Here is a 25,497-nt window from a genome sequence, read left to right as displayed (position 1 = left end):
GTTGCGCCACGCGCGTCGGCGCCGATCCGCCGACGCGCGCGGCGGCCCGCCCGGGATGACGGGCTCACAGCAGCGTGGACCAGTAGGTCCAGAACGCCTGGGCGACCGCGCCGACGACCGCCAGCGCCCACACGGTGAGCACGACGGTGTGGTTGCGGGCCAGCAGGTCCAGGGGTACGGCGGCCCACGCCGGCGCGGGCAGGTGCGCGGAGCGCACGTTGTGCAGCGTGACGTACCAGAAGAGGGGAATCGTCACCGCCCACACGACCAGGCAGTACGGGCACAGCGCGCCGATGCGGTACAGGCTCTGGAAGATCAGCCAGTGCACGAAGACGGCGCCGAACACCACGCCCGCCTGGAGTCCGAGCCAGAACCAGCGGTCCAGGCGCGCCCCGGCGGCCAGCGCCGCGCCCGCGGTGGTGACCACGGCGAAGCAGACCACGCCGATGACCGGGTTGGGCACGCCGAAGACCTCGGCCTGCGGGGTGGCCATGACGGTGCCGCAGGAGAGCACCGGGTTGAGGCTGCACGCGGGCACGTGCCCGGGGTCGGCCAGCACCCGGATCCTCTCCACCAGCAGGGCCAGGGCCGCGAGCAGCCCGGCGCCGCCGCCCAGGGTGAGCAGCCAGGGCAGGGCCCGGCTGATGACGGGTGTCGCGGCCCCGGGCGGGGACGCCGCGGCGCGGCGGGGCGCGGTAGTGGTGTTCAACCCTCCAGCTCCCGGTCGATCATCGCCGAGAGCACCTCGTAGCCGGGCATGCTCGGGGTGGGACGGCCGTTGACGAAGATGGTCGGGGTGCCCCGCACGCCCAGGGCCACGCCGTCCCGGAAGTCGGACCGCACGCGCTCCAGCGTGGCGGGATCCTCCACGGCCCGGGCGAACTCCTCCGTGTCCAGGCCCAGGTCCTCGGCGAAGCCGACGAACACCTCGGCCTTGGAGTCCCGGGACTCGCCCCACTCGGCCTGGGTCTCGTACATCCGGACGTACATCTGTTCCAGCGCGCCCTGCTGGGCGGCGGCCTCCACGGCCGCGGCGGCGGGCTCGGCGTTGGTGTGCCCGGGCATGGGGAAGTAGCGGATGACCGTATTGATCCGCCCGTCGTAGTCCTCGCGGATCCGTTCCATGACGGGGAACTGGGCGCGGCAGGCCTCGCACTCGAAGTCGAGGAACTCCACGACCGTCACCGGCGCCTCCTCCACCCGGTCGAGGTGGCGGCTGTCCTCGCGGACCAGGAGCCCGGCCGGTGCGGTGGGTGCGGCCTGCGGGTCGGCGGAGCCGTCCGGGGCCGCGGGGGCGGTGCCGCCCCGGTCGTCGAGGGCGATGAGGAGGCCCAGTCCGATGACGGCGACCATGATCAGGCCGAGGGTGATGCCGAGGTTCTTGCTCATGTGGGTGTCCTGGGGTGCGGGGCGCGGCGGAGCGCGCCCGGGGAACGGTCACGGGGAGGGGCCGCGCGAGGCGCGGCTGGGCCCCCTCGCGCGGGGCGCGGGGAGGGGGCGGGTGACCGTGTCCTAGACCCGTTGGACGCAGAGCAGGGTCAGCAGCCCGTACCCGTGGGGTGCCAGGGGCGGGCGGCTGACGGGGCGCGGGGCCGGTCCCGGCCGCGGGGCCAGCAGGAGCGCGAGGACCAGGGCGACGCCGAGCGCGACGAGGAACAGGGGCGGCGCGGTGGGCAATCCGTGTCCCTCGGTGACCTCGCACGCGTGCGCGGCCTGCGGGGCCGGGGCCGGGGCCGCGTCGGTGACCGCGGCGGCCTCCCGGGGCCGCTCCGGGCAGTCGGCCGTCGCGGCGGCAGTGGTAGCTGTGGCTGCGGGAACGACCTGGGCGACCGGGTCCGTGCTGTGGCACAGCGCGCACATGAAGCACATGAGCACCAGCGCGACCAGCGGCACCGCGAGGGTGCGCTGTCGCCGCGTGGAGGTGTGCCGGTCCATGCCAGGAACTGTAGCGGTGGTGTCGCCGGGGCCTTCGGCGGCCACGGGATAGGGGGAACCGCCACGGGTTCTGACGGTGGGCCCCTGGCCCGGAAGCGCCTCCCGCGAGCAGGGCTCCGGCAGGCGCGAACCGCTCGTCGGACTTCCCCCGGGCCGGGGCGCGGGCCTCGCGGCCGCCTCGGCCCCGCGGCGGCGCGGCCGCCCCGGGGCGGCCTGCCGGACCGGGCTCCGCCCTTCGGCCCCGCTCCGGGCGGGTGCGCGGCCCGTTCGCGCCGTGTGCGCCGTGCGGTGCCCGCTGGCCCGGCCTCAGTCGTGGAAGGGCTCGCCCGTCACGACGTGGTCGGCGTGGTTGAGCGCCTCCAGCACCAGGCGGCGCAGGTGGCCGTCGCGCAGCTGGTAGATGGCGTGCCGGGACTCCTTGCGGAACTCCACCAGACCGGCCAGGCGCAGTTTGGCCAGGTGCTGGGAGACGGCGGTGCGCGACGCTCCGCAGGCCTCGGTCAGCTGGCCCACGTCCGCCTCGCCCCCGGCCAGGGTCCACAGCAGATGCAGCCGGGTGGGGTCGGCCAGCAGGGCGAACACGCTCGCGGCCACGGCGAGCCGCTCGGGTTCGGGCGGAGCCGGGTGCACGCGGCTGGGGACGGCCTGCTCGTCGCTGGTGCGCATGTGCGCAGTCTAGGGCCCGGAGGAGGGAGGACCCCGCGGAATATGACATCATGTGCGTACTTGCGCACGTATATGGTGCGCCTGGTCGTGCTCTTCCTTCTTCTCCGGGTGGTGGTCGTGGTGTGGCGGGTGCTGACGGACTTCGCTTCCTACCGCAGGTTGTTCTACGCCCAGGTCGTGGCGCTGGCGGGCACCGGGCTGGCCACGGTCGCCCTGGCGCTGCTGGCCTACGAACTGGCTCCGGGCCGGGCGGGGCAGGTGGTGGCCACCGCCCTGACCGTCAAGATGCTCGCCTACGTGGGCGCGGGGCCGCTGCTGACCGCGGCCCTGGTCCGGGCCCCGCGCAAGGCGGTGCTGGTGGGCTCGGACGCGGTGCGCGCCCTGGCGGTGGCCTGTCTGCCGTTCGTGGACCAGGTCTGGCAGGTGTACGCGCTCATCGCCGTGCTCCAGTGCGCCTCGGCGACCTTCACCCCCACCTTCCAGGCGGTCATCCCCGAACTGGTGGACGACCGCGGCTACACCTCGGCGCTGGCCCTGTCGCGGCTGGCCTATGACCTGGAGGCGCTGGCCTCGCCGCTGCTGGCCGCTCTCGTGCTGCTCGCGATCCCCTTCGACGGCCTGTTCGCGCTGACCGCGCTCGGCTTCGCCGCCTCCGCCGCCCTGGTGGCCGCCACGGCGCTGCCCGCCCCGACGCCCGGGTCGCGGAGTCCCCGCCGGGCCGTGGCGAGCTGGCGGGCCTTCGGCACCGACCGGCGCCTGCTGGCGCTGACGGCGTTGAACACGGCGGTGGCCGTGGTCACCGCCCTGGTCCTGGTCGACACCGTCGTCCTCGTCCGCTCCCACCTGGGCGGCGGCGACACCGCCGTGGCGTTGGTGCTGGCCTGCTTCGGCGGCGGTTCCATGGCGGTGGCGCTGGCCCTGGGGGCGCTGGTGGAGCGGTTCGGCACGCGCGCGCTCATGCTCACCGGTCCCGGCGTCCTCACGGCGGGAGCGGCGGCCCTGGCGCCGGGCTGGGCCCTGGCGCCGGGACCGCTGGTGCTCGGCGCGGGATGGGCGGTGCTGGGCGCGGGGTGCGCGCTGGTGTCCGCGCCCACGGGGCGGCTGCTGCGCGAGGCCGCTCCCGAGGGCGCGTTGGCGGGGGTCTTCGCCGCCCAGTTCTCGCTCTCCCACGCCTGCTTCCTGCTCACCTACCCGCTGGCCGGGTGGGCCGGGGGCCTGGAACCGGTCCTGGTGCTGGGCGGCGCCGGGGTGCTCACGGGCGCGTGCGCCCTGGCGGCGGCGGGCCTGTGGCGCCCCGGCGCGGTCACCGCGGACCCCTCCCCCGCGGCCGGGGACCGCTGACGCCCCCGCCCCGGCCCCGCCCATGAGGCAGGGGGAGGGGCGCGGGGGACGTCGCGGCGGCGTTCAGCGACCGGTCCGGCCGTCCACCAGTTCGCGGAGGATGTCCAGGTGCCCGGCGTGGCGGCCGGTCTCCTCGATCATGTGCACGAGCGCCCACCGCATCGACGGGGCCGGTCCGTTCCGGCGCCCCGCGTGCGCGGGCCCGCCGAGGTCGTCGCAGTCGGCGATGGCACGGTCGGCGGCGGCCACGGCCGCGCGGTATCCCTCCAGAACGCCAGCCGTGGTCTCACCGGTGTCGGCGTGGAACGTGGCCTGCCAGTCGCCGACCTCCTCCCCGAGGAAGAGGGCGCGCTCGACGTGGGCCAGGTGCTTGACCAGTCCGAGCAGGTTCGTGCCGGACGCGACGCCCGGAGTGCGCACGTGCTGCTCCGGCGCGCCGTCCAGCTTGGCGAGGACGCTCTCGCGCAGGTAGGCCAGGAACCCCGTGAGGACCTCCTTCTCCGCGGACCCCGTCCCGGGCGGGGGCTGGTCGCGTCGGCGCGAGGGTGCATCGGCCGTCCTCGTCGAACCCTTCGGCGTCGCCCCCGTACGGCGCCGGGCCACCACCACGTTGTCGCTCACCCGCGCGCTGCGGCCGTCGGGGCCGTGGGCCAGCCGCGAACGCCGCTCGCACACGAGGCCGGTCCAGTCCGCGCCCAGGTCCAGCGACCGCCACAGCTCCTCGGGGGCGGGGAAGTCGTCGCGCTGTTCCCAGGACCAGGGCGCACTGGACGCGTGGTCGATCACGACCAGCAGCCCGCCCCCGCCCACCGACCGCGAGACCCGGCGCAGCACGGCGTCACGGTCGATGTCCACCGGGGTGTGGAAGTAGTTCGCGTAGACCAGGTCCCACGGTCCGGCGTCGGGCACCGACAGCGCCAGGTCGTGGCGCCGCGTGGTGAGGCGGTCCCCTACCCCGGCCCGGCGGGCCCGCTCGGCCAGCACGGCCAGGGCGTGTTCCGCGACGTCGACGGCCGTGACGTCCCATCCCCGGCCCGCCAGCCACAGGGCGTCCCCGCCCCGGCCGCAGGCGAGTTCGAGGGCGCGGCGCGCGTCCGCCCCGCGCTCCGGTTCCGGCGGTGGCACCAGGGCCAGTTCCCCGGCGAGGCGGGCGAAGGCCGCGTTGGGGCCGGGCGGCGGCGTCGAGGGGTCCCCGCCCCGGTAGCGGGGTTCCCAGAACTCCCGGCTGGGCGAGGTGTTCTTGTCTGTCTCCATGGACGCCAGTGTTCGCGCCGCCGGGGCAGCGGAGCCAGCTCTCGTGCAGAACTGCAAAAGCACGTGCGCGCGGCGCGTCCCCGGTGGTCCTGGGCCTCTCCCCCGGCGGCCGCGCCTCCGGCGTGCCGGTCGCGGAGCCGCCGCGAGCGGGCGCCCGGCCGCTCCGCGCGCCCGTCCCCCTCAGGTCCCGTGCAGGTGGACGCGTTCGCCCTGGGTGCCGAAGATCGCGATGGTCTCCGCCGGTTCGTGCTCGGCCGGGTTGCCGATCCAGTGCGGGGTCCGGGTGTCGAACTCGGCCGCCTCCCCCGCGCCCAGCAGCAGGTCCTGCTCGGCGCCCAGGACCAGCCGGACGGTCCCCGAGAGCACGTAGAACCACTCGTGTCCTTCGTGTGTGCGCAGCTCGGGCGGCGGAAGCGTCCGCGCCGGCGGGTAGAGGACCTTGTACGCCTGGACCCCGCCCGCGCGCCGGGTGAGCGGGACGAACGTCAGGCCGAAGCGGCGTACCGGGTGCAGGTGCACCCGCGGGTCGCCCACCCTGGGCGCGTCCACCAGTTCGTCGATGGGCACCCGGTACACGCGCGAGAGCGGGAGCAGCTGGCCCAGGGTCGGCTGCACCCGCCCGGTCTCCAGACGCGACAGCGTGCTCGGGGTGACCCCCGTGCGCTCCGACAGCTCGGCGAGGGTCAGCCGCGCGCGGTTGCGCAGGCGCCGCAGCCGCGCGCCCACGGCGCGCAGCACCTCGGCGTCGCCCTCGTCGGCACGGCGGTTCCCGCTCTCATCCATATCCGCAACCTACCGCGCGGCGGCCCGCGCGCACCGCGGCCGCTCCGGCTCCGCCCTTCCGTGCCCGGCCGGGCAGAGCCCCGCCTTCACGGGTCACCACCCGTGCATGCGGGCCTTCGTCTCCGTGTCCATGTAGTCCTCGACGTCCTGGTTGGCGATGGCCAGGTTGACCAGCATGAGCCCGGCCTTCTCCGGGACGAGCCGGAAGACGCGCCCCACGTGTTCCTCCAGCGGGACGACCAGGAGCCGGTGCTCCGGATCGCTCATGGCGGCCCGGTCCGCCACCAGCAGGGCGTCCGCGACGCCCTCGTCGGAGTCCTCCGGATCGGCGCGTACCAGCGACATCAGCTGCTCGGGGGTGGCGCCCTCGAACACCGGGTCGTCCACGACCCCGACGTAGTCGCCGAAGTCGTCGATCGGATTCCCGTAGCCCGACCCCGGACGGTACACGGTGTCCAGGAGCGCGGTCCAGGCGGCCTCGTCGGTGAAGTCGGTGCGCACGAGCAGGCCGTCGTTGACGTGGGTGAGCGGGGGCAGGGGCCGGGCCGGGGGCTCGTAGCGGGGCGGGGCGTCCAGGTCCTCCAGGTGGGCGCCCACGGGATCGGGGAGGCCGGACTCCCAGTCCTCCACCGTCTCGTCCTCCTCGGCCTCCCATTCGGGTTCGGCCGGGGCCCACTCCTCGAAGTCGTCCAGGACCGTGTCCAGGTCCTGACAGTGCATCACCAGGTAGGTCAGGGCCGCCTGGCGGGGCGTGATCCGGAACACCTCCCCGCCGGTGCCGCGAAACGCCAGCAGCGGGCGCGGACCGGCGTTGGCCGTGGTCCTGTCGTTGGCGAGCAGGACCACGTCCGGGGTCCACGCCCCGTCCCGGCCCAGGGCCCCGCCCACCTCCTCGGGGGTGGCGCCCCGCCAGGCGGGGTCGTCCACCACGACCAGGCGCCGGGGAACGGGGGCCTCCGACACCGCGGGGGCTTCCTGGCCGGGGGCGGGCGCCACCAGGCCGGGCAGTTCGCCCATGCGGGAGAGGACGTCGTCCCAGGCCTCGTCGTCGTGGTCGGTGCGCAGGAGCAGCATCCCGGGCACGTGCGACGCGTCGTCGGCGGGCGGCAGGGGCAGGGAGGGGCGGTCCATCAGGGGGTACCTCGCGGCGGTCGTGGCGTACGGATTCCTCCGTTTTATCGGAGGTCTGCGACAGAACGGCGCCCTCTCCCCCAGAGGCCCCGGGCCGGTACGCGGTGCCTCAATTAGGCGCTCCGCACATCTTGTGGCGGCACACCGCTACACATAGCATCGACCCGACCCCACCGGGTCACCAGGCAACATCAGCACCCTCACCCCCGGGAGACCCCCATGCTGAGACGTGTCCTCATGCCCGTCCTGATCGCCCTGAGCGCCCTGGCGCTGACGCTGGTGGGCACCGCGCCGGCCACCGCCGCGCCCGCGGAGCAGACCCAGCCGCTGCGCCAGACCGTCCTGTACTACGACGCCAGCAGGGCCGCGGAGTACACCTCCGCCGTCGCCTCGGCCGTGAACGTGTGGAACTCCAGCGTCAGCAACGTGCGCCTGGAACCGGCCTCCGCCGGACGGCGCGCCGAGATCCGGATCGTCGCCGACGACGGCTGGCCCCGCGCCCACCTGGGCCCGGTGCGCCCGGGCGGACAGGTCACCGTCTGGATGGGCCGCCAGGGCACCGCCCAGGGCTACGACGCGGTGCGCATCGCCGCGCACGAACTCGGCCACAGCCTGGGCCTGCCCGACGCCAAGCCCGGCCCGTGCTCGTCGCTGATGTCGGGCTCCACCGGCGGCGTGAACTGCACCAGCCGCTACCCCAACGCCTCCGAGCGCTCGCGGGTGGAGGCCAACTACGGCAGCGGCCTGAGCGGCCAGCGCGCCGCCGACGGACAGCTCCTGGTCGACCGCTTCTGAGCCGACCGCGCCCGCGCGGGCGCCCCGGCTCCGAAACCGACGGCCCCGGGCCTCGGTCCGCATCGGCGGGCCGAGGCCCGGGGCGTCGCGCACCCCGTCGCGCCCGGACGGAACCGGCCCTCGCGGGCAGCGGGGCCCCGTCCGCCGGGGCCGCCGCCAACCGCGCGGGCGTCCGCCTCCGCACGGGGCCGCCGCGCCTCCGGCGGAGGGAGGGATCGTCCCGCGCGGCCGGACAAGGGCCACGACCGGACCGGGCGTATCCGCCTCGGTCATCCCGCTCATCCCGCGCGCGGCCGGAGGAGGGGGACCAGGGGACAGCGGTCACCGACCAGGCGGCACACCAGGGCCAGGGCCGCCAGACCCGCCGCCACGGCGACCAGGGCCGCGCCGAGGGGGTCGAAGAGCCCCTGGATCAGCACGAACACCCCCGTGAGCAGTACGAAGCCGCCGAACCCCTTGCGCAGGGCGGCTTCGGGCACGCGGGAGCTCAGGCGCACCCCGACGAGTGAACCGGCCACCGCGAGCGCGCTGACCGCGCCGAGCAGGGCCCAGTCCGGGCTCACGGCGGTCAGGTAACCGGTGAGTCCGGCGAAGGACTTCATGCCGATCACGAGCAGGGAGGTGCCCACGGCGGCCGGCATGGCCAGTCCGCCCAGCAGCACCAGGGCGGGCACGACGAGGAACCCTCCTCCGGCGCCGACCAGCCCGGTGACCGCGCCGATCACCACCCCGTCGAGGACGACGCGTCCCAGCGGCGGCGCCACGGCGTCCGACCCCCGGCCGGGGGTCGCGTTCCCGCCCCGGAGCATGGCCAGGGCGGTCGCGACCATCATGAGGGCGAAGGCGGTCATCAACAGGGCGCCCGGAACGTGCGCTCCCACCACGCCGCCGACGAAGGCCCCCGCCATCCCGGCGGCTCCGAACACCAGCCCGGTACGCCAGCGCACGTTTCCCGCGCGTGCGTGCGCGAGCGCGCCGACGAGCGAGGTGAGACCCACGACGAACAGGGACGCGGCGATGGCCTCCTTGGGGTCCATGCCCGCGACGTAGGTCAGCAGCGGCACCATCAGGATGGAACCGCCTCCGCCGAGCAGTCCGAGCGCGAGCCCCACCACCGCGGCGAGGCCCAGGGCGAGGACGATCTGAAACTCCATGTTGACTCCGCTTCCGTGGCTCGCCGCGGCGGGCGCGGGCGGCCGATGGCTCGGGGATGGTGGGGCGCGGGGGCGGTCCGGACAGCGCGGAGGCCGCCCGGACGACGCGGGGGGCGGCGCCCGCCCACGCGCGCCCCGCTGCGGGGGCGGCGGGCGCGGCCCCGCCGCGTGCCTCAGTCGGCACCAGCGCGCACCGGCGCGTCCCGGTCCCGCCTCCAGTCCTCCCAGGCGCCGTAACCCCGGTCGAGTTCGACGACGTCGTATCCCGCGCGGCGCAGAGCCGAGGCCGCCACGGAACTGCGGGCGCCCGACTGGCAGTAGCTCACGATGGTGCCGTCGGTCGGCAGCGCGTCGAGGTTCCACAGCACACGGCCCGCGCTGAGCTGCCGCGAACCGGGGATGTGCCCCTCGGCGTGCTCGCCCCTGGTGCGCACGTCCAGCAGGAGCGCGGCACCGGCCTGTTCGAGTTCCTCGGGGGTGACGCGCGGCGGCACGGTCCTCGGCAGGCCCTCCGTGCTGGTCGTGTAACCGGACACGTGGTCGATGCCGACCCGCAGCAGGTGGTCGCGCACCCGGCGGGCGGTGTCCCCGTCGTCGGCGAGCAGCACCAGGGGGCGGGTTTCGGACTCGGGGTCGTGGGCCCAGGCCCCGAAGGTCGCGGCCTTGTCCGGACCCGGGATGTTCAGCGCCCCCGCCACGGTGCCCCGGTGGACCTCGACGTGGGGCCGGGTGTCGACGAGGACGCTCCCGCCCTCGTTCAGGGACCTGCCGACCTCCTCGTCGGAGAGCGCGGGCGGCGGGGCGAGGCGGCCCAGGACCCGGGGCCCCTCCCTGTTCTGGCGCTTCATCCGCGCGAAGTAGGCGTGGGCGTCGGGCTGTCCGTCGAGCAGTTCCGCGACGAAGCCCTCCATGTCGCCGGCGCGCAGGTAGGGACCCCACCAGGCGTTGAGCCGCTCGTACCCGACCGTGGTGGCCGGAAGAGCGCCGAGGGCCTTGCCGCAGGCGCTGCCCGCACCGTGTCCGGGAAGGACCTGGACGTGGTCCGGCAGGTTCAGGAACACCCGGCGCAGGCTCTCGAAGAGCTGGCGGGCGCCCTCGAACCGGGTGCCGCTCCCCCCTGCGGCCTCGTCGAGCAGGTCCGGACGGCCCAGGTCGCCGGCGAAGACGAAGTCACCCGAGAGCAGGTAGCCGGGGTCGCGGCTGAACGCCCCGTCCGTCACCAGGAAGGAGAGGTGCTCGGGCGTGTGCCCGGGGGTGTGGCTCGCGCGGACCGTGATGTTGCCGACGGTGATGGCGTCACCGTCGAGCAGCCGTTCGGCGTCGAATCCGTACTGCCAGTCCTGACCGCCCTCGCCGGAGACGTACGCGGTGGCGCCGGTGGCCGCGGCGAGTTCGCGGGTGCCGGAGAGGTAGTCGGCGTGGATGTGGGTCTCGGTCACGGCGACGATGCGCATGCCGTGTGCGCGGGCCAGTCCGAGGTAGTCGTCGATGTCGCGGCGGGCGTCGACCACGACGGCCTCTCCGCTGGCCTGACAGCCGACGAAGTAGCCGGCCTGGGCGAGGTCGTCGTCGTAGAGGCGTTCCAGCAGCATGCTCTGCTCCTTGTCCGGTGGGTGCTGTGTGACGTGTCAGCCCTGGTCAGATACTGGGGGGAGTATCCAGAGGGCAGAAGGAGGTCCTGTTCGCGTGCGCTCATCGGCCGGCGGCGATGCGGGCCAGGGAGTCCTCGATGTCGACCTCCCCGCTCGGCCGGTTGTAGGGAAGGCGGGACAGGGCCATGCCCATGGCGCAGGTGTCGGTGACGGCGGCGAAGACCAGCCCCGCACCGACGACACCGGCGACCGCCACCGCCGGGAACCACACCGGGGAGGCGAGCACCGAGCCCAGGACGATGCCGCCCGCCACCAGTCGGACCTGGCGTTCCAGCGCCCATCTCTCGCGGCCGCGCTCCAGGGGCGCCCCCTGCGCCTCCCAGGCGTTCATGCCGCCCTCCAGCACGACCGTGTCGCCCAGGCCCGCCCCCGCCAACGTGTTCCGGCACCGCCCGGCCCGCCTGCCGGAGCGGCAGACCAGGACGAGGCGGCCGCCCGCGCCGGCGACGATGCGCTCCAGGTGGGCGTCCACCTGCTCCAGCGGCAGGTTGACGGCCCCCGGGATGTGTGAGCCCTCGTATTCGGCGGGGGTGCGCACGTCGACGATCAGGGCGCGGGGGTCGGTTTCGAGCAGTACGCGCACGGCGCGCACGTCGATGCCGTGGTCACTCATGTGTTTCCTTCCTTCGGTGGTGCGGGAGTGGATCTGGATACACCCGGGGGTATCCAGTGGACGGACCGGGACTCCGGACACGCGGGAACCCGGACTGCCCGATATCCGCCCCCGTATACTGGGGGGAGTATCCAGAGGCCATGGAGACGCTCCGGTCGAGGCCGGAGGGGGACTCCGCGCGAAAGGCGGCGCGCGGGCGCCCGACACCCGGTCGGCGCCCACGAACCCTCAGGCCAGGGCCAGGAACAGCTTCTCCAGCTCCTCCTCGGTGAGCTCGGGCTCCTCGCCCCGTTCGCGTGCGGTGTTGCAGTGCCGCATGCCGCTCGCGACGATCTTGAACCCCGCCCGGTCCAGGGCCCGGGAGACCGCGGCCAACTGCTGGAGGACGGCGGCGCAGTCCTCCCCCGCCTCCATCATCGAGATGACACCGGAGAGCTGGCCCTGCGCGCGCTTGAGTCGCGTGATGGCGTCGCCCACCATTTCAGGCTTCATCTGGTCTCCTTCCGCCCGTGCCCCCACCATACCCCCGGGTGTATCCGCGCGGCCAGTCGCGTAGGTCACACCGGCCCCAGGAGCCTGTCCGCGGATCGGATTCTCGCACCGCCTTCCCCGATCGGACGCCCCGGAGGCGGGGCCGCCCCGGGTCCGCGGCAGCCGGGGACGCCCTGCCGGACCCGGCGTCGGGCGCCCCGGCCCACCGGGCCCAGGGCAGCCGTACCGCCTCGATCCCGGCGTCGCTCAGGAGGGCCTCGACGAGCGCTGCGGGACCGGCCAGCGCGCGGCTGCCTCCGGCATCTCCCCTCGGCTTCCTCTCCTGCGACCGGCACCGATTCAGGACCGGCGGGAACGGAGGCGCCTGGAGGCACGCCCCGGCTCAGTGCCCTATCAGCGAGTGGAGGACGGCGACGTGCGGTGCGCCGGGAATCCCGCGACTTTCACAGAAGACTCTCATAACCGGTGACGAGTGCGGTCAGGGTGAACCTCATCCGGGCGTCGACACCGGGCAGCCCTGCTTCGAGGGCCTTGTTCACCAAGGGCAGGTCGGCACTTCCGGGAACAGGGTCGCCGGAGTTCTCGCCCTGCTTGGTCAGGTGTTGTCCGAGCACGGACGAGGCCGTCACGTGCACGATGGTCAGGGCGGTCCCAGCGGCGAAACCCGCCGCGGTGAGGATACGCAGGAGGCCTTCGAGTTCGCGAAGGTTCCGGCTGGTCAGGGCAGGGCGGGTGGCGAAGAGGGTGGCCACCCCCGGATGGGCGAGCAGGCCTCGGTGCACATCGAGCGCGTAACCGGTGACCGCCTCCTGCCACGAGTCTGAAGCCTGGGGTTCACGGATCGACTCGGCGAGGACGTGTTCGACGATGGCGTCTTCCAGCGCCTCCTTGTTGCGCACGTGGTGGTAGAGGGTCATCGCCTCCACCCCGAGTTCACGCGCCAGTCGCCGCATGGACAGCGCGGCGACTCCTTCGGCGTCGACCAGCCCCACGGCGGTTCGCAGTACCTGGCGCCGACTCAGACCGGCGTGCTTGCCCTGGACGCGCGTTTGGCTCATGCCACCCCTCGATTGACCTCTCTTACGCCGTAAGAGTAGCATCAAGCCGTCTCATACGCCGTAAGAGAGGTGTTGCGCCATGTCAGCTGAGAAGCAGGAACGCCGCAACGGGGGCGGTGGGAACCTCGCACAGGCGTTGCGGATCGGTGCCGGTTTGCAGGTGGTGTGCATCCTGCTGCCGGTCCTGGACCTGTGGTTCCTCGGGTCGGTGGAGCGTCACGTACTGGCCGCCTACCCCCAGTGGGACGCCGTCGAGATAGCCGCCGAGCGGACAGCGATCATCCTCTACCTGGTGATCGTCGGCGCGACAGGGCTCTTGGGGTGGCTCTTCGCCCTGGCGGCGGTTCGGCGTGGATGGTGGGAACGCGGAGTGGTCACGACCCTGTTCACGGTCGGCATGGGAGTGCTCATCCTCAGTGCCGGGGCCGAAGGCGGTGCGTACGACCGAATCGTTCCCCTGTGGTTGGGCCTGGCCCTGCTCTGCCTCCTCGCCCTCCCGGGGGTCACCGCGCTGGTCGCCGTCTGGCACGGAAGGGACCGATGATGCCGACAAGCGTCTCCGCGCGTTTTCTCCCCCTGGCGGTCGCCGCGCTGGCGGTCATCGGCTTCGTCTCGGTACTGGTCAGTTCGGTCACGTCGATGGCGCTCACCACCCTGGCGGAGGCTCTGGGGACCTCCATGAGTTCGATCGTGTGGGTTACGACGGTCTTCTTGCTGACGGCAGGACTGGCGCTCCCCTTCGCCGGGTGGGCCGTGGACCGGTTCGGCGGCCGCCCGGTGCTGCTGGTGGGTCTCGCGGTTTTCGCGGCGGGTGCGCTGGGAAGCGGATCGGCGGTGACGTTCGAACAGCTCATCGCGGCACGTGCCGTGCAGGGGCTCGGCGGCGGAGTCCTGGAGCCCGCCTGCCTGGCCTTGATCTCGCAGATCACCGATCGCCGACGCATCGGCGCGGTCATGGGGCTGATGTCCATGGTGATCAACCTCGCCCCGGCGGTCGGACCCGTCATCGGCGCCGCTCTGTTGTCCGCCGCGGGTTGGCGCAGCGTCTTCCTCTTCGCCGTACCGCCCACCCTCCTGGCTGGCGTGCTCCTGGCTCTTTCCCTGGGTCAGTGGAGAACGTCCCCCGGCACCGACTCATCAGCCCCAGGGGCAGCTCAGGCCCACCGGTTCGACCTTGTCGGCCTGGCCCTGCTCGGTCTCGGCTTCACCGCAAGCCTGTTCGCCATCGGTCGGCTCTCCGCTGGAACGCCATGGTCAACGCTCACCGCGGGTGTACTGGGCGCACTGCTGTTGGTGGTCTACGTCCGGCGTTCTCTGCGCGTACCCGCGCCGATCATCGACCCGCGGCTCTTCACCGACCGTCGCTTCTCCGGAGCCGCCGCGATCATGGGTATGGGTGGCGTGCTGCTGTTCTCCACACTCACTCTCGTGCCCCTGCTGGCCGCACGGTCATGGAATCTCAGCGGGCTCACCGAGGCCGTGCCACTGGCGGCCTTCGGAACGGGGATGCTGGTGTCGATGAGCGTCGCTGGAGCGCTCTCGGACCGCGTCGGATCCCGAAGGATCGTCACCACCGCAGCGGCCTGTTCGGCGGGTTCCCTGGCTCTCCTGGCGGCCTGCGCGCAACTCCTGCCCTCCCCCGCGTTGGTGTGCACGCTCCTTCTGTGCCTCACCGGCCTCTCGTTCGGAGCGGTCTCCGCGCCAACCTTCGCCAGCATCTACCGCATACTCCCGGCAGCGATGGCCGGGAGGGGCACCACGGCCGTCCTGCTCGTCGTTCAGCTCGGCGCGGCACTCGGCGTCACCGGGATCGGATCCCTGGTCGGTGCTGTGGGCAGTCGTTCCCACACAACCGTGCTCGTGCTGCTCGCGGGGCTCATGCTCACAGCAGCCGGTGTCGCCGCACTGGCCCTCTCCCGGGAGGCGAGTGCGCGACACGCCGATGATCGGACCACGCGGTAGAGGGATCCAACCGCCGGGGCCCAACGCGTCCACGGCACCTTCGGCCCGGTTGACCGCCGACACCGAGATGAGGAAACACCAGTTCAGATGGGTCGGAACCGTGGATCTGTCTGGGGTCGGTGGCCACAGGCCGCCCCGCACTGCCCGCCGGTTCCGGACGCCCCACCGGGTCCTGACCCCCACACTGTGAGGAACCGTCTGTTCCCACCCGCGCTGGAAAGGCCTCCCACCCTTGCCGACCCTCTTCTCCAAGATCATCGCCGGCGACCTCCCCGGACACTTCGTGTGGAAGGACCCCGAGGTCGTGGCCTTCCTGTCCATCGCCCCGCTCCGGCCGGGCCACACCCTGGTCGTCCCCCGGGCGGAGGTCGACCACTGGACCGATGCCGACCCCGCCCTCCTGACCAGGTGCATGGAAGTGGCCCAGGCCGTCGGCCGGGGCGTTCGCGCCGCCTGGAACGCGCCCCGCGCCGGGCTGCTCGTCGCGGGCTTCGAGGTGCCGCACATGCACGTCCACGTGGCCCCCGTCTGGGACATGTCCGACTTCGACCTCAGCGGCGTCGAGACCGAGACGGACCACAGCGTCCTCGACCGCTCGGCCGAGCGGCTGCGTACCGCCCTCCGGGAACTGGGGTTCGACCACGCCGTCGCGCCCAGGGACTGACGCCCCTCACGGCACGGAGGGCTACTCCTCGCCGTGAGGCGTGTAGAGCATGATCCAGTGGTCCCGCTCGGGGTCGTGGAGCACCTCGATCTCGAAGCGGGACCACCCCCGGGCCGGGTGGCGCATCTGTTTGACCGCGGACCTCGAAACGCCGACCTCCCCCTCCTCCCAGTGGTCGCGGAAGCTCCGGCTGGTCGCGGTGAGCTCGGCGAGCAGGGCGCGAAGGTAGGCGTCCTCGGGGTACCGGCTCAGCGCCGTCCGGAGTTCGGCGGCCGCCGCCCGCAGGAACCGGTCCGCGCCCCCGCCCCCGAGCAGCTGCGTGAGCACGTCGGTCGTGAAGGCCTGGTAGGCGATGTTGCGATCGAACGGACCGCCGCCGGTCGAGGACCCCAGCAGCTCCCGCGCGGCCTTGTTGCGGGCGAGGAGGTCGAGCCGCCCGTCGTGCACGGTGACCGGCATCGTCTCGTCCAGGCCGCGCAGCAGACGCAGCAGCCCGGGGCGGATGACCGAGGAGGGCGAGGCCGGTTCGGGCGGGGGCTCGCCCCCCAGCCGGAAGAGGTGGTCGCGTTCGGCGTCCGAGAGCCCGAACGCCCGGGCCAGCGAGGAGAGGACCTCACGCGAGGGGCGGGGCGCCCGGCCCTGTTCCAGGCGCGTGTAGTACTCCACCGAGATACCCGCGATGTCGGAGACCTCCTGGCGGCGGAGCCCCGGAACCCGCCGACGGGACACCCGCACACCGCCCCGAGGCTCCGGAGGGCTCATCGCGGCCCTGCGCCGCCGCAGGTACTCCCCGAACTCGGTCCGATCGCTGCTCGACATGCCCCCCATTGTCCCCGCCCCGCGCCCCGTGCCGTCGGGCGAGCCTGGTCCTGCCGGTACCACCCTCGACGCGGTCTTCCTCCCCCGTCCGGCTCCCCGGATCATCGAGAGCACACCGCACCGGGCGCACCGGGACCGCCCGGAACGCGCGGCGGAACACGACGATCGGAGACTTCCATGCACGACCAGAGGCTGACCCCCGCCACCCACGCCGGACTCGCCGTGGCCCGGGAGTTCGTCCGCGCCGTCGAGGCCGAGGACATCGAGGCCGTGGCCCGGACCCTGGCCGACGACGCGCGGCAGCTGTTCATGCACGCCCGGGGCGCCACGACCCCCGAGGGCGTCACGGACATCATCGAGGGGCGCACACGGGGCCTGTGCGTGGCGGACGTCAAGGGCAGGAGCGAGGTCCTGGCCTACACGGGCGCGCTGTTCGACAAGTTCGCCCCGCTGCGGTGGCGCGACCACGCGTGGCGCGTCTCGCCCGACGGCCGCCAGCTCTTCTTCCACGGCGTCGGCGACATGGTCGTCGCGCGCACGGGCCAGCCCTACCGCAACACCTACGTGACGCGGTTCGACGTCGAGGACGGCCGGATCGTCCTCATGGCCGAGTACGGGAACGCGCTCATGTACGCCGGTCTGGGCGTGCGCCCGAACGGGGCCGAGTTCCGGGCCCTGCTGCGCGCGGTCGGACGCATGGTCTCGCCACGGCTGTCCGCCCGGTCGGGCCGGTAACCCTCCCGCCCCGCACGTGCGGGGCGCGCCCCTGTCCCCAGTCGCCCCGGACATGGGGCCGCCCGGTGACCGGCCCGCCCGGCGCGCGGGGTCAGTCCGTTGCGCCCAGCCGGGAGATCTCCTTGCTCACCGCGCGAAACCCCTGTTCGAGGGCGCGCAGGTCCTCCATGGGCAGGCCCATGAGGATGTCGTCGCGAAAGGGCCGCGCCACCATCAGCCGCCGCACGACCGAGGCGCCCAGGGGCGTGGCGCGGAGGCGGCGGACGCGCTGGTCGTCGGGGTCTGCCGAGCGCTCGGCGACACCGTGGGCCACGAGCCGGTCGAGCACGCCCGACATCGACGCCATGGAGACGCCGAACGACTCCGACAGCCCCCTGCCCGTCGCGCCCTCCTTCGTGGTGACCAGGACCATGAGCACCCTGAGCTGCTGGATGGTGAGGTCCATCGACAGCAGGTTCTGCAGGAGGGCGGCCATCACGGTCTCCTCCATCATCCCGTTCAGGGTCTGGATCTCGCGCACGATGCGTTCGCGTTCGTGTTCGCCCTGTTCGGTCGCCTGTTGCCGCATAGCCGCCATGATAGAGCGCCGCGACGGGCGCCCCCCGACCCCAAATACTTAGCCTGATGCTAAGCTTTTTGGCGCACGGTTCAACGACACCGCCGCCGCATCGGGATGGCAGCCGCCCGGATCCCGTTCCACGCTCCCGTGAGCACCACGGCCATCCCCCGCGCGAGCCCGGCGCCGCGTCCGCGTCGCGATGCGACGGCAACGAAGTGAGGACGGCACATGGGCACAGCCTCCGACACGACCGCCGACACCGACGACCGCACCGGGGAGATCGACCTCGACGCGCTGCGGGCCAGGTACGCCCGCGAGCGCGACCGCCGCGTCCGCCCCGACGGCACCGGCCAGTACCGCTCGGCCGCGGGCGAGTTCGGCTACTACGCCAAGGACCCCTACACCCCCCGGACCGAACGCGAACCGCTGACCGACACCGTGGAGGTGCTCGTGATCGGCGGCGGCTTCGGCGGCCTGACCACCGGCGCGCGGCTGCGCCAGGCGGGCGTGGAGTCGATCCGGATGATGGACGAGGCGGGCGACTTCGGCGGAACCTGGTACTGGAACCGCTACCCGGGCATCCACTGCGACATCGAGTCCTACTCCTACATGCCCCTGCTGGAGGAGGTCGGCTACGTACCGAAGTGGCGCTACGCCCCCGGCGAGGAGATCCGCCGCCACGCCGTGGCCGTCGCCGAGACCTTCGGGCTGTACCGCGACGCCCTGTTCCACACCCGCGCCACCGCGCTGACCTGGGACGAGGGCGCTGACGAGTGGGTAGTGGAGACCGACCGCGGCGACCGGATGCGCGCGCGGTTCGTCATCACCTCCTCGGGCACGCTCACCCAGCCCAAGCTGCCGGGCATCCCGGGGATCGACACCTTCCGGGGCCACACCTTCCACACGAGTCGCTGGGACTACGGCTACACCGGAGGCGACCAGAACGGCGGCCTCACCGGCCTCGCCGACAAGAGGGTCGCGGTCGTGGGCACCGGCGCGACCGGCGTACAGGTCATCCCGCACCTGGGACGCGACGCGAAGCACCTGTACGTGTTCCAGCGCACCCCCTCCTCGGTGGACGTGCGCGACAACCGCCCCACCGACCCGGAGTGGGCGGCCTCCCTCAAGCCCGGCTGGCAGCGCGAGCGCATGGAGAACTTCCTGGCGATCGTCTCCGGCGAGCGGGTCGAGACCGACCTGACCCGCGACGGCTGGACCTCCACCGCCCGGCTCCAGCGCAAGATGATCTCCGGCGCGCTGGACACCAGCGTCCCGGCCGAGGAGCGCGAGCGGATCGACGAACTCGTGGACGCCCGCAAGATGAACCAGATCCGGGCGCGCGTGGACGAGGTCGTGGACGACCCTGCCACGGCCGAGCTGCTCAAACCCTGGTACCGCTACATGTGCAAGCGGCCCTGCTTCAGCGACCACTACCTCCAGACCTTCAACCGGCCCGACGTCACCCTGGTGGACACCGCCGACCACGGCGGCGTCACCCGCATGACCGAGGACGCGATCGTCGTCGGGGACGCCGAGTACCCCGTGGACTGCGTCGTCTTCGCCACCGGGTTCGACGTGGGCGTGTCCGGGGTGATGTCGGGAACGCTGCCGGTGCGCGGGCGCGGCGGGCGCGACCTGCTGGGGTCCTGGAGCCGCGGGCCCAGCACGCTGCACGGCTTCTACAGCAACGGGTTCCCGAACCTGTTCCACCTGGGCGCGCTCCAGAACGCCAACTCGGTCAACTTCGCGCACATCCTGCTGGAGCAGGCCGAGCACATCGCCGCCGTCGTCGCCGAGGCCCGCAAGACCGGGGCCCCGGTGGTCGAGCCCTCCCAGGAGGCCGCCGACGCGTGGGGCCGGACCGTCCGGGAGAGCGCGCACGACAACTCGGCGTTCCAGGCCGAGTGCACGCCCGGCTACTACAACCGCGAGGGCGCGGGCGTGCACGGCGGGTTCTCCTACAGCCCCGGCCCCGTGGCCTTCCACCGGCTGCTGGCCGACTGGCGCGGGAGCCGCATGCACGAGGTCCTGAACGCGCGGTCCTAGCCGGCCCGGACGCCTCCGTGGGCGCCCCTTCCTGGGCGCCCACCCTCCGGGGCGTGTCCGGCGCATGTCCGCCCCGCCGCGCGGCGGGGTGGACGTGCGCCGAACACGCTCCCGGACCCCAGACACCTGATCCCAGACCCCGAGGGAAACGTATGGAACAGCACTGCCCCAGGCCGCGACGAACGGTGGCCGCCCGCGCACTCGCCGCACTGGCCCTGACCGGCGCGGCGGCCGGATGCGCCGCCCCCGCCGCCACCGGCGAGGACGGCCAGGACGGCGGAACCGAGCGCACCGCCGAACTCCTGGTCCAGGTGACCTCCGTCCACGAGGAGACGGGGATGACCCTGCTCGAAGGCCCGACCTTCGACGCCGACGGACGCCTGCTCGTCGTGGACGTCACCGCCCCCGCCGGGGAGCCCAAGGTGCTCCGGGTGGACACCGGAACCCGGGAGGTGACCCCGGTGTTCACCGACGAGACCGGCGCCTACACCTCCGCGCAGTTCAGTCCGCACGACGACCGGCTCTACCTGACCGACTTCGCCGGTGGGAAGATCGACAGCATCACCCCCGAGGGCGAGGACCACACCACGTTCTTCTCCGGGGAGGTCGACGGAGCGCCGATGAACCCCGACGACCTGGCCTTCGACGAGGCCGGGAACATGTACGTCAGCGACTCGGCCGGGTTCGACGGTCCGGCGTGGGAGGCCCGGGGCAGGGTCGTGCGCGTCGACCGCGACACCGCGGAGGCGACCGTCCTGGCCGAGGAGCTGCCCGCGCCCAACGGCATCTCGTTCACCGCGGACTTCTCGGGGCTGTGGGTCGGCCAGTACGGCGCCAACCGCGTCGACCACTACGCGCTGAACGAGGACGGCACCGAGGTGGAGACCTCCCACGCCGCCCTGTACTTCGACGGAGGCACGAGCCGGATCGACTCCATCGCGGTGGACGCCGACGGCAACCTCTACCAGGCCGTCCACGGCCAGCCGCGCATCTTCGTGTACAGCCCGCTCGGTGAGCACCTGGCGACGGTCGGCGTCCCGGCCGACGCCGCCGAGGGGCTGTACTCGGCCACCAACGTGGCCATCGCACCGGGGACGACCGACGCCTACATGACCGTCAGCGGGGACGACGGCGGGTTCGTCTACTCCTTCGACGCGCTCGCCGAGGGGATCCGCCAGTCCAACGGCGGCTGACCGTCCGCCCCCGCGGGGGAAGGGACGGAACCGGTCGCGCGGCCCGCCCGGGAGCACGTCGACCGGCTCCCGGGCGGGAGGGCCCGGGTCACGCGCGTCCAGGTGGCGGGGCGACGGGCCGTCCCGCCCCAGGGGGCACGTCGGCCAACCCCCGAACCCACAGGAGACCCGGGTCACAACCACCCGTGTCACAGGCTGTCGGGCTGTCTCGTCTCAGGGGGTGTAACCGACGACGACCGCGAAGGAGCACCCCATGGACGCGAGACTCGACTACTTCACCAGCCCGGCCGCGGGCAGGGCCGTCAAGCCCTTCATGTCCGTGGGCAGGGCCCTCAGGGACTCGGCGCTGCCGAAGGCGACGCAGGAACTGGTGGCGCTGCGCGTGAGCCAGATCAACGGCTGCGCCGTCTGCCTGGACATGCACACCAAGGACGCCGCCGCTGCCGGTGAGACCGCCGTGCGGCTGAACCTGGTCGCGGCGTGGCGGGAGGCCACGGTCTTCACCGACGCCGAGCGCGCCGCGCTGGAGCTGGCGGAGGAGGGCACCCGGGTCGCGGGCGCGGCGGGCGGGGTCAGCGACGAGGTGTGGGAGCGCGCCGCCGAGCACCACGACGAGGAGCAGCTCACCGCCCTGGTCATGCTGGTCTCGTTCATGAACGCCGTGAACCGGCTCAACATCATCACCCGGCAGCCCGCCGGAAGCTACGAGCCCGGGCAGTTCCACTAGGTTCCGGCACGGGGCCCGGCGGCTGCGGACTTCGGGTTCCGGCCCCGGGCCCGGGGGCGGACCGGTCGGCGCGAGCCGCCCGTACCGGGGAGTACGGCCGGGCGGAAGGGCTTGGGAGAGGGGCGGGTCGGCGTGGGCAAGGTGGAGGACTTCGAGGAGCTGCGGCCGCTGCTGTTCTCGATCTCCTATCGGATCCTGGGCAGCGTGAGCGAGGCCGAGGACGCGGTGCAGGAGACGTGGCTGCGCTTCGACCGCTCGACGACCCGCCCCGCGTCGACCAAGGCCTTCCTGTCGGCCGCGGTGACCCGGATCTCGATCGACGTGCTGCGTTCGGCGCGCGTGCGGCGGGAGGAGTACGTCGGCCCGTGGTTCCCCGAGCCGCTGCTGAGCGACCCCTACCAGGACCCGGCGCGGTCGGTGGAGCTGGCCGACTCGGTGTCGATGGCGGCGCTGCTGCTGTTGGAGCGGCTCAGCCCGCTGGAGCGGGCGGTGTTCCTGTTGCGGGAGGTGTTCGCCTTCGGGTTCGACGAGGTCGCCGCGGCGGTGGGGCGTTCGGAGGCGGCGTGCCGACAGCTGCTCGTGCGGGCGCGGCGGCACATGGCGACCGGGCGGCCGCGGTTCGCGGCGGACCGTCGCGAGCAGCGGGAGCTGGCGACGCGCTTCTTCGACGCGCTGGAGAACGGCGACGTGGACGGCCTGCGGGACCTGCTGGCCGCCGACGCGCAGTTGGTCGGGGACGGCGGCGGCCGGGCCCCGCAGCTGGCCAGGGCCGTCACGGGCGCGGCGGGCGTGGCCCGTCTGCTGGGCACGGTCTTCCCCGAGCTGCTGGGGATCGGCGTGTCGTTGGAGCCGCACGAGGTCAACGGCCAGCCCGGTGCGCTCCTGCGCGACCGGGACGGCCGGGTCCTCCAGGCGCTGGTCCTGGATGTGCTCGACGGGCGGGTCCAGACCGTGCGCGGGGTGATCAACCCCGACAAACTGGGCCACCTCGGCCCGGTCGCCGACGCCTGGGCCGTGGACCGCGAGGTGAGGCGGGCCCGGAAGCGGTCGCGCTGACCCCCGGCCGGGACCGGACCCGATCGGACCGGCCTCGACCGGTGGGCGGGCCGAAGGCCGGGCCGCAAGGTCGTGCGGGGGGCCGTACGAACCCCCCGTTCAGACGGTCTGGTTGACGCGCACGAGGTTGCCGGACGGGTCGCGGAAGGCGCAGTCGCGGACCCCGTAGTCCTGGTCGATGGGTTCCTGGACCACGTCCGCCCCGGCCGCCTCCAGGCGCTGGAAGAGGCCGTCGAGGTCGTCGGTGGCCAGGGTGATCGCGGTGTAGGTGCCCTTGGCCATCAGCTCCAGGACGGTGCGGCGCTCGTCCTCGGTGACGCCGGGGTCGACGGCGGGCGGGTGCAGCACGATGGAGGTCGCGGGCCGTCCGACCGGCCCGACGGTGATCCAGCGCATGTCCTCGTAGCCGACGTCGTTGCGGACCTCGAACCCGAGGAGGTCGCGGTAGAAGCCCAGGGCGGCCTCGGCGTCGGTGTGCGGCAGGAAGGCGTGGTGAATGGTGATGTCCATGCCCCCAACGCTAGGTCCGGCTACGGGGAGCGCGCTTCTTGATTCCTGACCGGTCTGGTCACCTGTTTGGCCAGGCAGGGCGGGATGCCCGCCGCCGCCCGCGAGTGGTCGCGGCGGTAGACGCTCGGCGGCACGCCGACCAGCTCGGTGAACCTCGTGCTGAACGTGCCCAGCGAGGACGAGCCCACCGCGAAGCAGACCTCGGTGACGCTGAGGTCCCCGCGCCGCAGCAGCGTCATCGCCCGTTCGATCCGCCGGGTCATCAGGTACGAGTACGGCGACTCACCGTAGACGCGGCGGAACTCCCTGCTCAGGTGTCCGGCCGACATGTGCGCCCCGCGGGCCAGCGCCTCGACGTTGAGGGGCTGGGCGTACTCGCGGTCGATCCTGTCGCGGACACGGCGGATGGCGGCGATGTCGCGCAACCGCTGTTCCCGTGCGTCCCTGTCGGCCATGGACGCCATCATCCCACGCCGCGCCCGGGGCGGACCGGCCCTGCACAGGGCGGGGGCGCCGCACCCGGACGCGGCCCTCAGCAGCCCGCGTGCCGTCGGGAGCCGGACCGGCGGCAGTCGGGGTAGGGCACGAGACGGAGGGTCGTGGCTGCCGCCTCGGGGCTGGTGATGGCCCTGAGGTGGCTGGTGGCGTAGTGACCGTACTTGGCGCGGTAGGCGGCGTCGATCCGGTCGTTGAGGCCGGGGTCGGCGTCGACGAAGACCACGTTCCTGGCGACCCGGCCGACCCGGACGCGTCCCCTGGGGCGCACCCGGGTGCTCCGGTACCAGTCGGAGACGCGCCCGCTCAGCGAGCGGACGTAGAGGTCGTCGCCGTCACGCACGACCCAGACGCGCCCGCGGCTGTCCGGCCGTCCGTCGACGCGCAGGGGCGCGAGCCGCAGCTCCTCCGCGTCCGTGATCCTGGCGAGCTCCTCACTCGTCCACGTCGTCATCGTGCTGCTTTCCCCTCCTCGGGTCGGGTGTGGTGGGTCCGCCGTGCCCCGCACGGCCGCGGTCTCGGCGGTCGGGTCCGGTCGCGGCGGACCCGCACGCGGACACCTCGGGGGCGAAGGCGAACGGGCCCCCGCGGGGGGGGGCGAGGTCGTCCGTCTGTTCCCCGGTCCGGGAGCGGGGGCCGCGGGCTCCCCCGGCGGCTCCGGACACGTTAGGTGTCCGAACGCGGGGAGGAGGCGGCCGGGTCGCCGTCGGCCGCCGGGGCCCCGTCCCGCTCGCGTTCGGAGGTGACGGCCCAGCTCGCCAGCAGGTCCAGTCCCTCCGCGGAGGGCGAGCCAGGCTCGGCGCTGTAGGCGAAGAGCGACAGGCCGGGGTCCGCGGTCAGTTCCATGGCCTCGAAGCCCAGCTCCAGCCTGCCCACGACGGGATGGTGCATGGTCTTGGTGCCCGTGCGGTGCTGGTGGACGTTGTGCGCCGCCCACCGGGTCCGGAAGTCCTCGCTGCGCGTGGACAGCTCTCCCACCAGGTTCGACAGGGCACGGTCGTAGGGGTCGCGTCCGACAGCGGTGCGCAGGACGGCGACGGTGTCGTTGGCCGCCCGCTCCCAGTCGGGGTAGAAGTCCCGCGCGCGGGGGTCCAGGAAGGCGAACCGCGCGTAGTTGGCGGGCCGCCCGGACATGTCGAGGACCTGCGCGTACAGGGCGCGGCCGAGCCGGTTCGCGGCCAGGATGTCGAGCCGCCCGTTCTGCACCACCGCCGGTGCGCCGGTCATCGCGTCGAGGATCCGCTGCACGCCGGGCCGCACGCGCTGGCGCGCCGACCGGCGTCGGGGCCTGCCCGGCGCCTCCCCCGCCGTGCGCGCCAGGTCGAACAGGTGGGCGCGCTCGGCGTCGTCGAGCCGGAGCGCCTCGGCCAGGGCGTGCAGGACGCTCTCGGAGACGCCCTTGAGGTTGCCCCGCTCGATGCGGGTGTAGTAGTCCACGCTCACCCCGGCGAGCATGGCGAGTTCCTCGCGGCGCAGGCCCGGCACCCGCCGGTTGCCGCCGAAGGCGACGAGTCCCGCCTGCTCGGGGGTGATCCTCCCCCGTCTGGTGGAGAGGAAGTCCCGGATCTGGTTGCGGTGGTCCATGTCCTCCAGGCTAGGAAGCCGAACACGCTCGTGGGAGGTCCTGTCGTTACCCCGAACAGGAGGAACTCCCTCGGCCGCCGGACGGGGTCCGCCGGTGGCGGTCCGGGCGGAGGCGTTCGACGCCGCGGGCCGCTCCGGGGGGATCCGCCGGGCGGCGGACGCGGACGCGCGCCGCCGGCGGCGCGGCCCGCCTCGGTCCCGGACCCGCCGGGCCCCGGGAGGCCGCCCTCCGGGAAAGGACGGCGAAGCACCGGAAGGGGGCACTGCCGTGAC

28 protein-coding genes are annotated in these 25,497 nt (G+C 73.5%); 10 read left to right on the top strand and 18 right to left on the bottom strand.

Annotation, left to right across the window (positions count from 1 at the left end):
* Window positions 1-64: 64 nt before the first annotated feature.
* The 4 genes from UIS43_RS02285 to UIS43_RS02270 all read right to left on the bottom strand — a co-directional run bounded on the left by UIS43_RS02285 (window position 65) and on the right by UIS43_RS02270 (window position 2,601).
* Entirely contained in the window at window positions 65-709 is a 645-nt protein-coding gene (locus UIS43_RS02285; protein ID WP_370012292.1) for a vitamin K epoxide reductase family protein, read from the bottom strand.
* The gene (locus UIS43_RS02280; RefSeq protein WP_370012291.1) at window positions 706-1,389 is read right to left on the bottom strand and encodes a DsbA family protein; all 684 of its coding nucleotides are present in this window, start codon (window positions 1,387-1,389) and stop codon (window positions 706-708) included. Before UIS43_RS02280 ends, UIS43_RS02285 begins: the two co-directional genes overlap by 4 nt.
* A 123-nt stretch (window positions 1,390-1,512) precedes the next feature.
* The gene (locus tag UIS43_RS02275) at window positions 1,513-1,935 is read right to left on the bottom strand and encodes a hypothetical protein (RefSeq protein ID WP_370012290.1); all 423 of its coding nucleotides are present in this window, start codon (window positions 1,933-1,935) and stop codon (window positions 1,513-1,515) included.
* Between the two features lie 306 nt (window positions 1,936-2,241).
* Window positions 2,242-2,601 (bottom strand): helix-turn-helix transcriptional regulator, encoded by a 360-nt coding sequence (locus UIS43_RS02270; RefSeq protein WP_013152750.1) that lies wholly within the window; start codon window positions 2,599-2,601, stop codon window positions 2,242-2,244.
* A gap of 60 nt (window positions 2,602-2,661) precedes the next feature.
* Here UIS43_RS02270 and UIS43_RS02265 point away from each other — a divergent pair, with 60 nt between their 5' ends.
* Window positions 2,662-3,942, top strand: a complete 1,281-nt coding sequence (locus UIS43_RS02265) for an MFS transporter (RefSeq protein ID WP_370012288.1) — start codon at window positions 2,662-2,664, stop codon at window positions 3,940-3,942.
* Between the two features lie 63 nt (window positions 3,943-4,005).
* Here the strand turns inward: UIS43_RS02265 and UIS43_RS02260 are convergent, their stop codons facing one another.
* The 3 genes from UIS43_RS02260 to UIS43_RS02250 all read right to left on the bottom strand — a co-directional run bounded on the left by UIS43_RS02260 (window position 4,006) and on the right by UIS43_RS02250 (window position 7,110).
* A complete protein-coding gene (locus UIS43_RS02260; RefSeq protein WP_370012287.1) occupies window positions 4,006-5,196 on the bottom strand; it encodes a DUF664 domain-containing protein in 1,191 nt (396 codons plus the stop codon).
* A gap of 180 nt (window positions 5,197-5,376) precedes the next feature.
* Complete coding sequence (locus UIS43_RS02255; RefSeq protein ID WP_013152747.1) at window positions 5,377-5,979, bottom strand: helix-turn-helix domain-containing protein; 603 nt, start codon at window positions 5,977-5,979, stop codon at window positions 5,377-5,379.
* A gap of 93 nt (window positions 5,980-6,072) precedes the next feature.
* On the bottom strand, window positions 6,073-7,110 hold the full coding sequence (locus tag UIS43_RS02250) for a hypothetical protein (protein ID WP_370012285.1): 1,038 nt from the start codon (window positions 7,108-7,110) through the stop codon (window positions 6,073-6,075).
* 219 nt (window positions 7,111-7,329) lie between these two features.
* Here UIS43_RS02250 and UIS43_RS02245 point away from each other — a divergent pair, with 219 nt between their 5' ends.
* Window positions 7,330-7,905, top strand: a complete 576-nt coding sequence (locus tag UIS43_RS02245) for a snapalysin family zinc-dependent metalloprotease (protein WP_013152745.1) — start codon at window positions 7,330-7,332, stop codon at window positions 7,903-7,905.
* A 278-nt stretch (window positions 7,906-8,183) separates the two neighbouring features.
* On the opposite strand, the gene UIS43_RS02240 is transcribed toward UIS43_RS02245, so the two are convergent.
* The 5 genes from UIS43_RS02240 to UIS43_RS02220 all read right to left on the bottom strand — a co-directional run bounded on the left by UIS43_RS02240 (window position 8,184) and on the right by UIS43_RS02220 (window position 12,874).
* Window positions 8,184-9,059 carry a sulfite exporter TauE/SafE family protein gene (locus UIS43_RS02240; protein WP_013152744.1) on the bottom strand — a complete coding sequence of 292 codons (876 nt, stop codon included), beginning with the start codon at window positions 9,057-9,059 and terminating at the stop codon, window positions 8,184-8,186.
* A 173-nt stretch (window positions 9,060-9,232) separates the two neighbouring features.
* Window positions 9,233-10,651 (bottom strand): MBL fold metallo-hydrolase, encoded by a 1,419-nt coding sequence (locus UIS43_RS02235; protein ID WP_013152743.1) that lies wholly within the window; start codon window positions 10,649-10,651, stop codon window positions 9,233-9,235.
* A 100-nt stretch (window positions 10,652-10,751) separates the two neighbouring features.
* Complete coding sequence (locus UIS43_RS02230) at window positions 10,752-11,324, bottom strand: rhodanese-like domain-containing protein (protein ID WP_358455530.1); 573 nt, start codon at window positions 11,322-11,324, stop codon at window positions 10,752-10,754.
* A 228-nt stretch (window positions 11,325-11,552) separates the two neighbouring features.
* Window positions 11,553-11,804 (bottom strand): metal-sensitive transcriptional regulator, encoded by a 252-nt coding sequence (locus UIS43_RS02225; protein WP_019611331.1) that lies wholly within the window; start codon window positions 11,802-11,804, stop codon window positions 11,553-11,555.
* Window positions 11,805-12,259: 455 nt separating this feature from the next.
* Complete coding sequence (locus tag UIS43_RS02220) at window positions 12,260-12,874, bottom strand: TetR/AcrR family transcriptional regulator C-terminal domain-containing protein (protein ID WP_071621931.1); 615 nt, start codon at window positions 12,872-12,874, stop codon at window positions 12,260-12,262.
* Window positions 12,875-12,953: 79 nt separating this feature from the next.
* On the opposite strand from UIS43_RS02220, the gene UIS43_RS02215 reads away from it, so the two are divergent.
* The 3 genes from UIS43_RS02215 to UIS43_RS02205 all read left to right on the top strand — a co-directional run bounded on the left by UIS43_RS02215 (window position 12,954) and on the right by UIS43_RS02205 (window position 15,500).
* A complete protein-coding gene (locus UIS43_RS02215) occupies window positions 12,954-13,418 on the top strand; it encodes a hypothetical protein (protein ID WP_117197932.1) in 465 nt (154 codons plus the stop codon).
* The gene (locus UIS43_RS02210) at window positions 13,418-14,836 is read left to right on the top strand and encodes an MFS transporter (protein ID WP_370012282.1); all 1,419 of its coding nucleotides are present in this window, start codon (window positions 13,418-13,420) and stop codon (window positions 14,834-14,836) included. Before UIS43_RS02215 ends, UIS43_RS02210 begins: the two co-directional genes overlap by 1 nt.
* Before the next feature lie 232 nt (window positions 14,837-15,068).
* Window positions 15,069-15,500: an HIT family protein gene (locus UIS43_RS02205; protein ID WP_013152737.1), complete on the top strand. Its 432-nt coding sequence runs from the start codon at window positions 15,069-15,071 to the stop codon at window positions 15,498-15,500.
* A gap of 21 nt (window positions 15,501-15,521) precedes the next feature.
* Here the strand turns inward: UIS43_RS02205 and UIS43_RS02200 are convergent, their stop codons facing one another.
* A complete protein-coding gene (locus UIS43_RS02200) occupies window positions 15,522-16,319 on the bottom strand; it encodes a helix-turn-helix transcriptional regulator (protein WP_370012281.1) in 798 nt (265 codons plus the stop codon).
* 177 nt (window positions 16,320-16,496) lie between these two features.
* On the opposite strand from UIS43_RS02200, the gene UIS43_RS02195 reads away from it, so the two are divergent.
* Complete coding sequence (locus tag UIS43_RS02195; RefSeq protein WP_013152735.1) at window positions 16,497-17,054, top strand: nuclear transport factor 2 family protein; 558 nt, start codon at window positions 16,497-16,499, stop codon at window positions 17,052-17,054.
* A 91-nt stretch (window positions 17,055-17,145) separates the two neighbouring features.
* On the opposite strand, the gene UIS43_RS02190 is transcribed toward UIS43_RS02195, so the two are convergent.
* The gene (locus tag UIS43_RS02190; protein WP_041552577.1) at window positions 17,146-17,622 is read right to left on the bottom strand and encodes a MarR family winged helix-turn-helix transcriptional regulator; all 477 of its coding nucleotides are present in this window, start codon (window positions 17,620-17,622) and stop codon (window positions 17,146-17,148) included.
* A 219-nt stretch (window positions 17,623-17,841) separates the two neighbouring features.
* On the opposite strand from UIS43_RS02190, the gene UIS43_RS02185 reads away from it, so the two are divergent.
* From UIS43_RS02185 to UIS43_RS02170, 4 genes are all read left to right on the top strand, one after another.
* On the top strand, window positions 17,842-19,659 hold the full coding sequence (locus tag UIS43_RS02185) for an NAD(P)/FAD-dependent oxidoreductase (RefSeq protein WP_013152733.1): 1,818 nt from the start codon (window positions 17,842-17,844) through the stop codon (window positions 19,657-19,659).
* Window positions 19,660-19,811: 152 nt separating this feature from the next.
* The gene (locus UIS43_RS02180; RefSeq protein WP_013152732.1) at window positions 19,812-20,852 is read left to right on the top strand and encodes an SMP-30/gluconolactonase/LRE family protein; all 1,041 of its coding nucleotides are present in this window, start codon (window positions 19,812-19,814) and stop codon (window positions 20,850-20,852) included.
* 253 nt (window positions 20,853-21,105) lie between these two features.
* Window positions 21,106-21,579, top strand: coding sequence for a carboxymuconolactone decarboxylase family protein (locus UIS43_RS02175; RefSeq protein WP_013152731.1), 474 nt, complete (start codon window positions 21,106-21,108; stop codon window positions 21,577-21,579).
* A 132-nt stretch (window positions 21,580-21,711) separates the two neighbouring features.
* Entirely contained in the window at window positions 21,712-22,635 is a 924-nt protein-coding gene (locus UIS43_RS02170) for an RNA polymerase sigma-70 factor (RefSeq protein WP_071623186.1), read from the top strand.
* Between the two features lie 99 nt (window positions 22,636-22,734).
* On the opposite strand, the gene UIS43_RS02165 is transcribed toward UIS43_RS02170, so the two are convergent.
* From UIS43_RS02165 to UIS43_RS02150, 4 genes are all read right to left on the bottom strand, one after another.
* Complete coding sequence (locus UIS43_RS02165) at window positions 22,735-23,145, bottom strand: VOC family protein (protein WP_019611340.1); 411 nt, start codon at window positions 23,143-23,145, stop codon at window positions 22,735-22,737.
* Between the two features lie 20 nt (window positions 23,146-23,165).
* Window positions 23,166-23,600 carry a helix-turn-helix transcriptional regulator gene (locus tag UIS43_RS02160; RefSeq protein WP_071621927.1) on the bottom strand — a complete coding sequence of 145 codons (435 nt, stop codon included), beginning with the start codon at window positions 23,598-23,600 and terminating at the stop codon, window positions 23,166-23,168.
* A 77-nt stretch (window positions 23,601-23,677) separates the two neighbouring features.
* Window positions 23,678-24,094, bottom strand: coding sequence for a DUF2255 family protein (locus tag UIS43_RS02155; RefSeq protein ID WP_358170242.1), 417 nt, complete (start codon window positions 24,092-24,094; stop codon window positions 23,678-23,680).
* Between the two features lie 212 nt (window positions 24,095-24,306).
* Window positions 24,307-25,224 (bottom strand): helix-turn-helix transcriptional regulator, encoded by a 918-nt coding sequence (locus tag UIS43_RS02150; RefSeq protein WP_013152726.1) that lies wholly within the window; start codon window positions 25,222-25,224, stop codon window positions 24,307-24,309.
* Between the last annotated feature and the right edge of the window lie 273 nt (window positions 25,225-25,497).

Source organism: Nocardiopsis sp. LDBS0036 (assembly GCF_041228755.1).
Lineage (GTDB): Bacteria > Actinomycetota > Actinomycetes > Streptosporangiales > Streptosporangiaceae > Nocardiopsis > Nocardiopsis dassonvillei.
This window is presented reverse-complemented; position numbering and strand designations above follow the sequence as displayed.

Excerpts from the sequence above, each read along its gene's own strand:
- UIS43_RS02275 (WP_370012290.1), bottom strand. The coding sequence starts at position 1,935 with ATGGACCGGCACACCTCCACGCGGCGACAGCGCACCCTCGCGGTGCCG.
- UIS43_RS02225 (WP_019611331.1), bottom strand. The coding sequence starts at position 11,804 with ATGGTGGGCGACGCCATCACGCGACTCAAGCGCGCGCAGGGCCAGCTC.
- UIS43_RS02255 (WP_013152747.1), bottom strand. The coding sequence starts at position 5,979 with ATGGATGAGAGCGGGAACCGCCGTGCCGACGAGGGCGACGCCGAGGTG.
- UIS43_RS02215 (WP_117197932.1), top strand. The coding sequence starts at position 12,954 with ATGTCAGCTGAGAAGCAGGAACGCCGCAACGGGGGCGGTGGGAACCTC.
- UIS43_RS02260 (WP_370012287.1), bottom strand. The coding sequence starts at position 5,196 with ATGGAGACAGACAAGAACACCTCGCCCAGCCGGGAGTTCTGGGAACCC.
- UIS43_RS02195 (WP_013152735.1), top strand. The coding sequence starts at position 16,497 with ATGCACGACCAGAGGCTGACCCCCGCCACCCACGCCGGACTCGCCGTG.
- UIS43_RS02220 (WP_071621931.1), bottom strand. The coding sequence starts at position 12,874 with ATGAGCCAAACGCGCGTCCAGGGCAAGCACGCCGGTCTGAGTCGGCGC.
- UIS43_RS02245 (WP_013152745.1), top strand. The coding sequence starts at position 7,330 with ATGCTGAGACGTGTCCTCATGCCCGTCCTGATCGCCCTGAGCGCCCTG.
- UIS43_RS02165 (WP_019611340.1), bottom strand. The coding sequence starts at position 23,145 with ATGGACATCACCATTCACCACGCCTTCCTGCCGCACACCGACGCCGAG.
- UIS43_RS02150 (WP_013152726.1), bottom strand. The coding sequence starts at position 25,224 with ATGGACCACCGCAACCAGATCCGGGACTTCCTCTCCACCAGACGGGGG.
- UIS43_RS02230 (WP_358455530.1), bottom strand. The coding sequence starts at position 11,324 with ATGAGTGACCACGGCATCGACGTGCGCGCCGTGCGCGTACTGCTCGAA.
- UIS43_RS02190 (WP_041552577.1), bottom strand. The coding sequence starts at position 17,622 with ATGCGGCAACAGGCGACCGAACAGGGCGAACACGAACGCGAACGCATC.
- UIS43_RS02270 (WP_013152750.1), bottom strand. The coding sequence starts at position 2,601 with ATGCGCACCAGCGACGAGCAGGCCGTCCCCAGCCGCGTGCACCCGGCT.
- UIS43_RS02250 (WP_370012285.1), bottom strand. The coding sequence starts at position 7,110 with ATGGACCGCCCCTCCCTGCCCCTGCCGCCCGCCGACGACGCGTCGCAC.
- UIS43_RS02185 (WP_013152733.1), top strand. The coding sequence starts at position 17,842 with ATGGGCACAGCCTCCGACACGACCGCCGACACCGACGACCGCACCGGG.
- UIS43_RS02210 (WP_370012282.1), top strand. The coding sequence starts at position 13,418 with ATGCCGACAAGCGTCTCCGCGCGTTTTCTCCCCCTGGCGGTCGCCGCG.
- UIS43_RS02235 (WP_013152743.1), bottom strand. The coding sequence starts at position 10,651 with ATGCTGCTGGAACGCCTCTACGACGACGACCTCGCCCAGGCCGGCTAC.
- UIS43_RS02160 (WP_071621927.1), bottom strand. The coding sequence starts at position 23,600 with ATGGCCGACAGGGACGCACGGGAACAGCGGTTGCGCGACATCGCCGCC.
- UIS43_RS02155 (WP_358170242.1), bottom strand. The coding sequence starts at position 24,094 with ATGACGACGTGGACGAGTGAGGAGCTCGCCAGGATCACGGACGCGGAG.
- UIS43_RS02175 (WP_013152731.1), top strand. The coding sequence starts at position 21,106 with ATGGACGCGAGACTCGACTACTTCACCAGCCCGGCCGCGGGCAGGGCC.
- UIS43_RS02240 (WP_013152744.1), bottom strand. The coding sequence starts at position 9,059 with ATGGAGTTTCAGATCGTCCTCGCCCTGGGCCTCGCCGCGGTGGTGGGG.
- UIS43_RS02200 (WP_370012281.1), bottom strand. The coding sequence starts at position 16,319 with ATGTCGAGCAGCGATCGGACCGAGTTCGGGGAGTACCTGCGGCGGCGC.
- UIS43_RS02180 (WP_013152732.1), top strand. The coding sequence starts at position 19,812 with ATGGAACAGCACTGCCCCAGGCCGCGACGAACGGTGGCCGCCCGCGCA.
- UIS43_RS02280 (WP_370012291.1), bottom strand. The coding sequence starts at position 1,389 with ATGAGCAAGAACCTCGGCATCACCCTCGGCCTGATCATGGTCGCCGTC.